We start from the raw sequence: 12,735 nt of genomic DNA, 5'->3' as shown, positions 1-12,735 counted from the left end.
AGGATTCAGGCCTTGCTGTGGAGTAGCGCGATAGCCTCTTGATGCAGGCTGTAGCTTTTGTCCGGATTGAGCGTGATCACGCCTTCGCTGCACAGACGCTTGAGCACTTCGCGCACGCTGAGAAAGGACGAGGGAATGTCCAGCTCCAGCAAATGGCTATGCACCCCGCGTACGCCAAGCGAGCGGTCGTTCTCGGCTGCCGTGATCAAGGCATCGATGACCTTCAGACGAATCAGACTGGTGCGCAGGCCAAAGCTTTTGAGCAAAAACCTGATCCGGTCATTGTTGTGACGCTCGACGCTTTTGCCAAATACACCGTTGCCGCCGGCCATCGATGGGCTGTGTAGGGATTTATTATCGTCCATTGGCAGTTGCTGGTTGTACATGCAAAAACTCCTTTTCAGAGCCTGATCAGGAAAATGATGGGTGCTCTCAGTGACTCATACGAACGAGCAAGGCAAATAATGAAGATTCGGATGTAGAAAATTTGTCGGTATCAAGTCAGAGACCTGTCAGTTACCTGAATTGATAGCTACGCTGCTGTTAAATTTTCTTTCTTTGCTGCTTAATCCAGACCAGCTTGCTCAGCAGCTCGCTCGCGGCGCCGACCAATGGGTTGAGAACCGATTGGAACGCCGGAGGAGGCTGGTCGAATTCCGAGAAAGCACAGTAAACATCCAGTGCCGGATTGCCGGTCAATTGGCAACGGCAAGCTCAACCGCAAGACGTTGCCAAACATAAGGAACGGCCAGTTGCAGAGCCAGGCCTGTGCACACACCTATGAGTTCAGGGTATTGGCGATACGGGCCGGCTGGACGGGACAGGATCCAGTTGGCGACCCAGCTGGGTAATGAGGTAGGCGATGGAGTCGGCATTGCCTAACAGGGTGTCGATTCGTTTGAGCGGGTCTGCGTAAAAAATTCGACGGGCATCTGCCAGGTCAGTGCCGCCGGTCAGGTTCAAGATGTGACTTTCGATATGCTCCGTACCAAGGGTGGTGCCTGGGTCCACCCAGGTGTCAGCGGCTTGGTCCAGGACCTGAAAGAGATCAGTCGCTGGAGTCAGGATAGAAAGTGCTGTGGTCTGAATGTCTTGCAGCGCTTCCTTTAAATTTTTCCCCGTTATTGCATCCAGCAAGTCGTGGAACGGCCGTGTGGCCTCCAGATAAGCAATATCCTCGGTACCACAAACAATGTGAGTGAGTTCGTGAATGAGGGTTGTCGCCCTTGCGTGTGCATCAATGTTGAAAGGGACGATCAAGTGCGACTGATAAAGATGGTATCCCGTGTTAAAAAAACGACTCGATAAGTACAACTTGTGTTCGACATCGGCCGGGATGGTAAAAGCCATATGGGTTTCTGGGCTAGTGCGATGAGAGCCTGTAACAAACCGCTTTGAGTCAAGGGATGTCAGAGAGGGATCCACCAGCGCCGCAAGGACGGAGTCGATGACGGTTGTCAGCTTTTGAATATGGCCCGGTTCTATCGTGGATACCCCAAAAAGCGTTTTGACGAATTGATGTACTCGCGTGACCGGTTGAACAGCGGGGTCTAACAGACGCAGGTTGTGCTTGCAGTTATTGGTATAAAACAATGCAAGGTCCAGTGCTTCTTTAATCATTCGGGCTTTGACAGGATAGAGCCGTCGAATGTTTTTCATTCCGGCGGCTTCTATATTCATTCCTTCGCGAGCGCTCGACCAGGTTGTGTATTTGCTATTTAGTCTTGTCAGCGCTCCGACGTAGCGGGGGAGGTGTTTGTGAGCATCGAATCCCCATTGTTGTGCGTCGGTTTTACGTACAAACGGGCCTTTCTTTTGATCACTGATGATGCGCCAGTCATCCCCGCCTTTTTCTATGCGATAGACCTTTCCTGAAAGAGGTATGTATTGTTGCTTAGTCACTGCATCCTCATAAACGCCGAGTTCATCGCTCTTTTTCAGGCTGTTAAGCGCCACGTCCATAACTTCATACGGTTGCAGTCGGGTTCGCTGGGGGGCCGTCAAGTCCATATTGGCCCAGGTTGTGACGACAGCGGGAGGCTCTACGGCAGGTTCGCTCGCAACAGGTTCTTCTGCAACAGGTGGTACCTGTGCTGATGGGGAGGGCGATTCCATTGCTTTCCTGATCGTTGCCAGTTGCGCCACGCCATTGATGAACGCCTTGATTGCGGGTCCCCACTTGTGTTCCTGCAGGTCTTCAGCTGACTCCTTGAAGTACTGATAGCTCTGCCACACGACTATCGGGTAAGCCAGCTTCCCGGCCAGGACCTGAATTTCTTGCTGCACGCCGGTCTGGAACAGGTCCTTCACCGTCTCCCATTCAGATTGCCGGTTCGCTTCGGACTGACTGCCGAGCATCTTCGACAGCACAGGTGTGTTGTCGCCAAACAGTTGCTTGAGCAGACTCCCGATTATTGGCGTTGAGGCCAGCTTGATTTCCGAGCTTTGTTGGTTGGTCGCTGTCAGCAAGTTCCTGTAAGTCGCCTGTTGAGAGTCAGGGAGAAGTCTGAGCACCCAGTTTTGCAGAGCACCTGCTGCGCGGAACTCGCTCAAAAAGCTCGTTTCGTCTTCATACTCTTTAAACACATGATTTGGATAATAAGGCGAATAAAGTATCTGCGGGCCCTTGCTTCCAGGCTCAGGACCGATCAGATAGAGACCGAGCGCTTTGACCTTCGCGGCGCCTTGAGTGGCGATCAACTCCAGCGGGCGAATGAGCGTCTTCACCCCCTGGACGGTTTTACGAGCCATTGCGTCGGGCATGTCCAGCACCTGCTGGATTAACGCGAATGCCTCCTCGGAAAGTCGTTCTTGTAGTTTTAGCCCATGAGCGTGTTGCAGAAGTTGCCAGGGAAGTTGTTTGACGAATCGTTGTTGGCGTTCTGCGGCACCCGCATTGCCGAGGGTAAGGTGCGTTTCAAGGAGAGCCTGGTAGTGCGTCTTGATATCCAGCTGACGCACCAGTTGCCTCACTGAAGTAGCGTTCAACTGCTCCGGGAGTACGTTGGCTGTTTCGGACGTGACGTTGAAATCGGTGCTCTCCAGGCCATCGAAGTGGTTCAGTGCGAAATCAGTGAGTGCCTGCTTGTATCCGGTCAATGCCAGGCGAGGGGTGATCGACACCTCAGACGGATCAATTGCATGTTCCGGATAACGACGTTTGAGCAGGTCTGTCAGTTTTTCCTGAGCGTAATCACGCAGCGACTGGATACCGTGAAGATAGTCTTTGTCAGCGTCAACGCTAATGAGGTATTGCTCGAATAATTCGGCATGGCGTTGCTGTTCTGTTGCCGATGCCATTCCCAGCCAGACGGGCAATGATTGTTGTTTAACGGTCGCCTGCGCTATTTGCGTGGCTCGTTGCAGATTAATGCGGGCGGGCTTTTTCTTCAGATTGTCGAGACGACTCAACAGCTGTTTGCCGGGCAGTTTGAGTGCGAGGGTCTGCGCCCGCTCTACCAGATATTGCTCAATGTATGATTGTTGCCGGTCTTGCAGGACATCGCGCTCGATGAGTCTGAAGGGGCCAAGCGAGTATTTTTGATGGAATTGTCGCTCTTTGAGGTTTTCCAGGAGTGCCAGGCGTTCGCCCGGGCTCAGCAATCGTCTCGTCAATTCGGCTCTCACGCTGTCGACTGAGCTGAATACTTCCAGGCCTAGGGCTGGTGTCCACAAGATCACCCGACCTGAGTGCCCGGGGTCTATACCGCCGCGTTCGGTCAGTACCAGGCAATTGGCCAGGGGCAGTAGCGCGCGTTGTCCTGTGCGTTCCAGTGTCAAGGCGTAAGCATCCGGCCGGAACCCGTTCAATCCTTGACGCGTTAATCGATCCGCACTATCAGGGTTGAGCACGGTATTGATAATCGCTTGATCATCGGCGCGTAGGGTTTTGTTCAGAACCCTGAGTTCAGCTTCCCCGCGTATGCCCACGGACATCGCATGGGCTAATCTGGGCTTCATCTCCTCAAGGGCGATTCTTGGGAGGTCGCTCAATTCATATCCCTTGAAATAATCAAGGGTGGCCAGGACGATGGTGTTGACAGCCTCAACGCTCGGATTTGTCAGTTTCGATGAACTGCCGGCAGAGGGCTTACCATAGACGCCGTATTCGGATGAAGCGGGAATGGGCTTGGCTCGCTGGATCAAGCGCTCGATAAAATATTCGAACAGGTTGAGCGACTCAGACGGCTGACGTTCTTCGCGCTCTTTGGCACTGCCCGGGTAGCGATTGATGTAGATCTCTGAGGCAGTAAGTTTATTGATTCCTCCGAATTTTAATGTTTTTCCAAGTGCAATCGTGGCCCAGCCGCTGAGCGTTGGATGCGTTTCGCTTTCGTCGGCAAGCGCATCTTCGATGGTTTTGAATGTCTGCTCCTGCCTTTTCGCTTTTTCCGCCTGGACGGTAGACGGTCGTTGCTTGTCAGAGGCAACCGGGCGGGTGCTCCAGCGACCACCAGCATCCAGCGAGAGCAAGCGGTGGTCGAGCATGGCGCGGATGTCGAGTGCATGGTCGAGCAAAGCATCGATATCAACGGCCCCTTCGCTGCGGCGATAAACCCCCAGGGCATACTCCAGGTTCTGCTGCTGCTTGTCGGCGATGTCCCGGACAATCTCCAGGAAGACCGCCCCCAACACGGGGGCACCCGAGATTTGCGGATGGTCAAAACTGATAAAACGATAGCGCTCTTCCAGTGACAGGGAGGCGTAGAGCTCATCTTCATGGCCCGCTGCCTTGGCCATTACTTGCAAGGCGGTGCGCAAGTCCTCGTAGCGTTCAAGTAGTTGCAGTCCGGCGGATTGTGTATAGAGGTAGGCACTGGAGTTGCTGATCATCAGCGTGCCGGCCAATTCGACGTAGTTGGGGTAGTGCTCCCAAATACGGACTTTTTCAATGTGAAGTGGATCCTTATGGTTTTTCCGTAATGTGCTGTCCGGCAAATAGAGGGCCGTTAATTGCTGGCTCTGCTGCGCAGTAATGATTTTGTCTTGACGCTTGAACAGCAAGTCCATGCGTGACTTGTCGCTCATGGCTTCGGCAAAAAAGGCCAGTCGTGATTGTCCGGGGTTGACCTCAGTATTCCAGAAGGTCTCAAGGTGAAACGTCAGCGAGAGTGTCAGGCTGCCAGCAGCCGTTTTCACCGCCTGTTCCCAGAGCTGCTTGTCTTTCGCCATGAGCTCGGAGTCTGCCGGGTCATACGGTCTTTTCGGATTGACGAATTCCCGGGCCCGACCCAATGGCCACGCTTGTTTCTGATAGAAGTTCAGCAGGGCCTCGCTCAAAGGCACTGAGTCGACCCCGCGGCGTACGGGCAGACTGTCCTCTGGCGAATCGCCAGAAACGTCCTCGATAAAACTGCTCATGCGGGTTTTGCTGTGATCCAGTCCCGGAACATGTTTTTGCAGCGCACTGTCGAGCGTTGCATTGAGCATTGAGGTGAGCGTCGGCAGTTTGAGGAGTTCGGCCAGCATGGCCTGCACATTCTGACTTTGATAAAGCCTGATGGTGGTTGCCTGATCTTCGAATACGTCGCCTTCGATCAACGACGTGCTGATCGTGAGTTTATCCTCGGGTTTCAAGGCTGTGCGTTGTGGGATTGAAAGGAAGCGCAGCAATTCAATCCGCTGTGCCGGGGTGTCCAGCCGTTCGCTCAGCTCGGCCATTAGCGTGCCGGCATTTTCGAACTTTTCCAGGCCTCCGTATGGGGTGTAGAGAATGACTTTTTTGTCATCAGGGGTCGGGCCTATCATGAAGGCGCCAGCAAGAATCAGAGGGGGGCTGTTGCCTGGCGTGTTGAGTAATAGTCGGTCGACTTTCATGGGATCTGGTTGTTTTGAACGGTCGGCGTGACTTGCCAGGAGCAAGTTTTTTAACCAGTAAAGGTCTTTGACGGTGAAGCTGCGAGCGCGTTCGCGCTCACTCGGTTGCCTTCTGGATTCAGCCAGCAGGGCTTCAGGAAAAAAATACGGCAGCGTCGCATCATCCATGGTTTACCTCTGTTCTTTGCAGGCAATTATCGGCAACTGCCAATGCGTTGAAGGAGGCTGCAATCCTGAGGCGCGAGCGCTCTTCGAGAGCGGTAGATAGTTAGTGCATTGCATAGGGCGGATACGGACCTTGCAGCAACTTTCTTGCACGAGCTATCGACAAGAGTTGACAGGTCGATCGCAAAGCGTTGTTTAATCGCGGTGCCGGATCTTCATACGCTGTTGCCCCCTCCAATAATTAAACTGGAGCTTCAGATGTCTGCATCACCTTTAGTTGTCGAAACCCCGTCAGAACACCTTTCCTATGCCCAGTTGGTGGCGTTGCTGGAGCACATTTTCCTGCGTCATGGTACCTCAGCCGAAGTGGCTAGCGTGCTGGCCGAAAACTGCGCCGGTGCCGAGCGCGATGGCGCCCACAGTCACGGTGTATTCCGTATCCCCGGTTATGTATCGACGCTGGCGAGTGGCTGGGTCGATGGCAAGGCCGTGCCCATCGTCGAGGATGTAGCCTCGGGTTTTGTGCGGGTCGATGCGGCCAACGGTTTTGCTCAACCGGCGCTGGCGGCTGCTCGGGCGCTTCTGGTGGAGAAAGCCCGGAGTGCCGGGATCGCGGTATTGGCGATTCGCAACTCTCATCACTTTGCTGCACTTTGGCCGGATGTCGAACCCTTCGCTTATGAAGGGCTGGTGGCCTTAAGCGTGGTTAACAGCATGACGTGCGTGGTGCCTCACGGCGCTGATCGCCCGCTGTTTGGCACCAACCCGATCGCCTTTGCCGCGCCACGGGCCGACGGCGATCCGATCGTCTTCGATCTGGCCACCAGTGCCATCGCCCACGGTGACGTACAGATCGCCGCGCGCAAGGGCGAGCGCCTGCCGGCCGGTATGGGTGTGGATAGCCTGGGCCAACCGACTCAGGACCCCAAAGCGATTCTTGAAGGTGGTGCGCTGTTGCCGTTTGGCGGCCACAAAGGGTCGGCACTGTCGATGATGGTGGAGCTGCTGGCGGCGGCCTTGACCGGTGGCAACTTCTCGTTCGAGTTCGACTGGTCTAATCACCCCGGAGCGAAAACGCCCTGGACCGGGCAGTTGATTATCGTGATCGACCCCAGTAAAGCCGCCGGGCAGAACTTCGCCGAGCGCAGTCAGGAACTGGTGCGGCAGATGCATGGGGTAGGGCTCAAGCGAATGCCTGGGGATCGTCGTCATCGTGAGCGAGCCAAGGCTTGCGAGCAAGGGATTGCCATTGCGTTGGATGAGCTGACGCATTTGCGTTCTTTAGCTGGAAGTTGAGGCAGTAGGACTCGACCATCCCTCTGGTCTGAAGGCCTGGGGGATGGAATGCCCGTCGATTAATGAGTCAAGGTGTTTTAACGATGGTATTTGTCGACAAGTGTGTCGGGCTCCCCGTAAACAATGCTGGGTCCAGGGCGGCCAGTTCTGAAATAAGCAGGGCTACCGAGTCTGCATTGGACAGGATCATTCGACCACGCACTGTTGAGTCAAAGAGAAAGGCTAGCCGTGCGGCATTGAGGTTCGTCGTCCCGCTCACGTTGAGAATGGTTTCCAGGGCCGTGTGGTTGAGCGGTTCCTTGAACAGGTTCTCGGCAGGTGTGCTCCTGGAGAAGGCTTTTCTTCGACTGCTGACTATCCAGTCAGGCGTTTGGAAAGGCCCCAGGCGAGTTGTATCGAGTTTGGCTATCGGTGGGTACTCGGAGTAGGCATCGGCCAGGTCTTTGGTGCCCAATACGAGGTGGCTCAGTTCATGAATCAAGGTATTGGCGCGGGCGTGAGACCCCTGATCGAAGGAGCCAGTAACCGGATAGTCATCGCCGCGAAGGCTCGGATCAAAAAAATGCTCGGTGAAGAAGATTCTGCGCTCGGGATCACCGGGCACCGAGAATGCTACGACATTGTCTGCAGTAATGGTTGTTCCAATGACATAGCGTTTTGAGTTGTAGGTGTTCATGGAGCGGTCCCAGAGTGCGTCGAGTAACGTGGATGTCATTGCGTCTATCTGGTCATAGTGCGCGGGCGTTACATCAGAGATAGACAGAGCCTCTTTTATGATCGAGATGACTCTTGGATCTCGAGGTGCCCCTGGCACTGGCTTGCGTAAAACAAACCTGCATCCCAGCAATTTAATAAAGGCGGTTGTATGTGCATCCTGCAGGGCCCAGGCTTTTTCCGGGTAGCGTGTCGTGATTTGCGTCATGCCTTGCGCATCGAAGTCCATTTCCAGCTTTGCTCGATTCGCGGCGCTTTTCTTCTTGAGTGTTTTTGCAATTGAACGAGTGAGAGGGGTGGTCGTTATTTCCCAGACGCCGATCTGATTTCTTCTCAGGCTGGGCCCCACCCCATCGTCATTGATCATTCGCCATTCCCCCGCCTGTCTATCGATGCGATAAACCCGGCCTTGTACAGGGGCGTATTGGCGTCGATTTATCGGGTTTCTGTAGACTCCAGGAGCCTCATCGCTTTGCAGGCTAATCAGATCGATTCCGGGTACCTCGAATTCACGTAGTCGAGTGATTTGTTCGGCGGTCATTGGATGGTCTGCCCAGTCGAGGCCGGTAGGCCGTATCATCCTCTCGATTTCGACAGCTGCGGAACCTGCGCGGACAGGGCGCAAGCGCAGTTGGTGCATTGCCAACATTTGCAACAGGCTCATGATGACTGAGTCGCACGCGTCTCCCCACTGGCCTTTTTTGACCGCTTCTGCCACTTCCGTGACCAATTGGAGATTGCTCCATATGACGAAAGGCAGCGTGACTATTCCAGGCGCAAACAAGAATCCCGCAGTGATAACGGGCGTCAGCAAGAACTTCAATCGTTCCCATTTTGCTTGTGCGGCCGTAACGCTTTGCGATTCGGCCATGCTGATCAATAAGGCCCTGTTGTCGGTAAACAAGCTGTTCAGGAAATTACCAGCGTAGGGGGTATACGAAAGACTGATGGGGCCAGGCGTGTGGGTTGGCAGATCGGAAAAAGGAATGTGCGGCTCGGTGAACCCTCCATTGGCGTAGATCTTTGCAACTTCTTTCGACATTCGCTCCAGGACCAGTGCTTGCAGGGGCATGGACGTTTGCAGATCACTGATCAAGTGGGCTTCGTCCCTATACTCCTTGAGCCCATAGTCCTTGCTGTACGGCGTATACAGGATGAGCGGTCCAGCGGCGGACTGCCTTGGGCCAATCAAGTACATACCGAGCGCGGCGTCCGCTTTCAGGTCCTTCTGCGGGATGAGCTCTAACGGTCGGACGATGATATTCACGCCGCCAACGGGCTCTCTGGCGAGGTCGTCCGGCATTGTTATGACCTGTTTGACAAACAGGTATGCCTTTTCTGTAAGGCGGTCCTGGAGTCTCATGGCCAACGCCTGCTCAATCAGTTGCGCTGGTAGTTGCGTGGCAAACAAGTGCTTGCGCTCGTCTACGCCCTGTTGACCGTCGTCGAGTTTGTCATGGAGTGTTTTTACATACTCCTTGCCTATGTCCAGGGTGCGAAACACTCCTTGCAGGAAGGGCGAGTCCAGCCACGCGGGAACAGGAAGACTACTGTTGTGAAAACTGATAAAAATCGCCGCGCCATTGACCTGCGCATACGTCTTCAAGGCAAATTGAGTCAAGCTTTCAGTGGTGCGGGGTGCGGTACCTTTGGCGTTTGCCGCATAGAAGAAGGGCGGCTCGCCAGTGGGGGCCACGGCTGACTCATAATGGGTAATGGTGACGTTGATCAGGTCCGGGTTCAGAGGGTGTTTCGGGTCTTTGGCATTAAGCAGGGTTTCAAGTTTCGAACGCGCAAAGTTGTGCAGACTGGGAATGTCATGCAGATAGTTTTTCCCCGCGTCAATGGACCTTCGATACGCTCTCAGTGCCTCAAGGTACTCCTGCTGTTCGTTTAGCGATTTCGCCCGTAACCAGTCTGGCAGTTTTTGTTGGAATAGAATGTTTTGTGCGCTAACGATGAGCCTGTCCAGGTTGATCGCTGCTCTGATATCGGGGGGCTGGCCCAGCATCGAATCAAGCGTATTTTGCGCGCTGAGTTGGCATATTTGGGCAAGATCGAACAGGCTCTCTCCCGTCTCCAGTTCAGCTTCAATCTGCCATTGCTGAAGGACTTCCTGAAAGTCGCCGTCAATGACGCCCAGTTCTATATTGATTGAGGTCTGCTCAAGGATTCTTGAATTGTCGGTCCATGAAACATTATCGAGCAGGCTGGAGCGCTCGCGAATATCAAGCAGTCGTGCATTCAGTTGGCTGAGCAATGCCGGCATAGAGTTATACGATTCCAGCCCCCGTCCCGGGGTCCAGAGAACGACTCGTCCGCGGTCTTCTGGGGTGAATCCCGGGCCAAGACTGCCGCGTTCAGCTATCACAAAACAATTGACAAGTTTTACCCGGGCCGGTTGCTCGTCCGCACTCAGGGCAATGCCGTAGACATCCGGGCGGAAGCCATTCAGGGTTTTACGCATGGTCCTGACAGGGCTGTCGAGCACAACGGCAAGTAGCCTGCGATCATTCTCGTCCAGGCTTTGATCCGTCGATCTCAGGTTGAGTTCATGCTGTAGCGCTGCATACCTGATCTTGATCAATGTGTCCTTGATTGAATGCCCTTGGGTATCAGTGTGTGCGTAAAAACGCTTCAGTGCGTCGAGGTAATGTTTGAGGAAATCTGTCTTCGCCAGGTCGAGCATTTTCTGCAGGGCGGGCTGGTCAGGTTGGTTACTTGTCAACGCTTGTTGCACTCCATTGACCACTCTGAAGGCGTGGCCCGTACCGGTATAGCCTTTGGATTGTGCATAGCCGGTCAGTTGTTCTATCAGGAGGTCGGTCAGATTATTGGAGTAACTGACCAGTGAGGGTTCGGTCGCACTGATAGCGTTGGACTCAGCCTCTATATGGGTTTGAGCAGATAAAAGATCACTGTCGACGTAGGTCAGGTAACTCTGCATCCGCACTTGTGAAAACGAACGGATGGTCGGACGCCGTTCCCGTAGTTCGTTGATCCAGGTATTGAGTGCCGTGAGACTTCGAAGCGTCGCTTCAGTTGGGTTATTGTGCGGTACGGTCGATGGTTGAAAGGCCGGTGGTGCTTCGATTGGAGTGAGTATGTTCGCCTCGCTGGATACCTTGAGTTTGTCCCAGCGGGGCTGTTCTTCAAGCGTCGGTAATCGGCTGTCGAGCATGTCCCGGATGTCCAGCGCGTAGTCGATAGCATCATTGATATCGAGCTTTGGATGCTGCTTTTTGAGCAGGTTCAACAGGTAGCGGACATTGGCCAACTGTTTGCCGATGATCGAGTCCATGCGCTCGGGGAAAACTGCTTTGGTCAGCAACTGGCCCTGGAAACCGAAGCCAGCGGGACCTTGGGGGGCGAGATATTCATTCAACGAGAGGTAAGACAACAGGTTGTTGAGTGAGCCTGGACGTTCTTGTCGTGCATCCAGTTTTTCTTTCAAGAGGTGGCGGTTTTCGAATGATTCAAGCCCCTCATTCGGCACATAGAGAAAGACCCTGGAGGAGGCCGGCGGGGTATGGCTAACCAGAAAAGCCCCGGCAAAAAAAAATTCGTTTTTCTCGGGGGCGGTATAGGAAAGATGATCTATCCGCAGCGGGTCCTCTGTCGAGGAGGAAGTGTTCGAGGGTAGTTGGCAGACTTTGGCAAGCCAGGTTTTCTCTGTAGGAGAAATGTCGCCTGTATATTCGTGTGACCTTAATTCTTCGGCGAACCGCTGCGCCAGGACGTCGGCGAAATAGTCGCGGCGAGTGTGGCTGCCGATGTATGGACTTGACCAGAACTGCTCGAGTGCCTTTTCGAAAAGAGGCTGGAGTTCGGTACTGGCTCGAATGATCAGGGCTTCAAACCAGGTGACGTTATTTATAGGCGGGAAGCCTCTACGCACGAACGCCCCCTCAAGACCAACCCAGCTGCGGAACTCCCTTGTTTGTGCTGTTGGCCATGAACCCTCGCGGTAATACGTCAACACAGTTTCTGTGAGGCTGTATGAGGACATCTCGCTTTGGATGGAGTGGTTTACTCCGTGGTCGTCTTCTTCAGTCACGGTGATGAAACTGTTGACGTGAATATCGTCCGGTTCGAGTTCCCCCTCAGGGTAAATTTCATCCAGCCGGGTTTGCAGGTAATCGTTCAGTACGGAGTCGATGGAAGGCAGGCGCAGAAGCTCGCCCCCCATTCCCTGAAGATTGCTCATGACATCGTCCAACAGCCCCTGGCGCAGATCATTGAAAGCATCAACGATAACAAGATAGGGCTCGAGTTCTACCGGGAGCGTGGCGCAGATTGCATAGCGCTGATCGACCGGAACATAGCGCAGCAGTTCGTTGGTTTTAAGGGGATCCTTGAGTCGCTCGGCGAGGGCACTGAGCAGAGCGTTTTCATCGTCGTGTTTCTCCAGACCACAGGCCAGGGAATAGAGGAATACAGGAGCGTCTTTCACCGTGGGGGCGCTCAGTTTGAACGAGCCGAGCAGATCAGAAGGTGGCTTGCCCGGCAACACGAACTGGACCCTGTCGATGCGCATCGGCACGGCCTGGGCGGCGCGCGCGTTATTGTCTGGTAAAAGGGCGGTTTCCAGCCATTGTTTGTCTGTGTCGGTAATACCTCGATCGAGTACGGCGGTTGTCAGCACCGCTTGATAGCGAGCCTTTAACTTATCGATGTCGTAGTACGGAGAAAGCGGAATGTTTGCCATGCAGAGTGTGCGCTCGTCATTGACCTGCCCGGATG

At 54.2% G+C, this 12,735-nt stretch carries 4 protein-coding genes; 1 reads left to right on the top strand and 3 read right to left on the bottom strand.

Features of this window, described 5'->3' with window-relative positions; translation table 11 throughout:
- Window positions 1–5 precede the first annotated feature (5 nt).
- Window positions 6–386 (bottom strand): fe2+ zn2+ uptake regulation protein, encoded by a 381-nt coding sequence (locus tag ACN1C3_RS19410; protein ID WP_419117379.1) that lies wholly within the window; start codon window positions 384–386, stop codon window positions 6–8.
- A gap of 400 nt (window positions 387–786) precedes the next feature.
- Window positions 787–5,985, bottom strand: a complete 5,199-nt coding sequence (locus tag ACN1C3_RS19405) for a dermonecrotic toxin domain-containing protein (RefSeq protein ID WP_419117378.1) — start codon at window positions 5,983–5,985, stop codon at window positions 787–789.
- 255 nt (window positions 5,986–6,240) lie between these two features.
- Between ACN1C3_RS19405 and ACN1C3_RS19400 the strand changes: the two genes are divergently transcribed.
- A complete protein-coding gene (locus ACN1C3_RS19400) occupies window positions 6,241–7,278 on the top strand; it encodes an Ldh family oxidoreductase (protein WP_419117377.1) in 1,038 nt (345 codons plus the stop codon).
- A gap of 67 nt (window positions 7,279–7,345) precedes the next feature.
- Here ACN1C3_RS19400 and ACN1C3_RS19395 read toward each other — a convergent pair whose 3' ends face one another.
- Window positions 7,346–12,700 (bottom strand): dermonecrotic toxin domain-containing protein, encoded by a 5,355-nt coding sequence (locus tag ACN1C3_RS19395; RefSeq protein WP_419117376.1) that lies wholly within the window; start codon window positions 12,698–12,700, stop codon window positions 7,346–7,348.
- Window positions 12,701–12,735: the final 35 nt, after the last annotated feature.

Origin of the sequence: Pseudomonas sp. H11T01 (genome assembly GCF_048515765.1) — a bacterium.
GTDB lineage: Bacteria > Pseudomonadota > Gammaproteobacteria > Pseudomonadales > Pseudomonadaceae > Aquipseudomonas.
The sequence above is the reverse complement of the archived record's forward strand: the minus strand, read 5'-3'. Positions and strand labels throughout refer to the sequence as shown.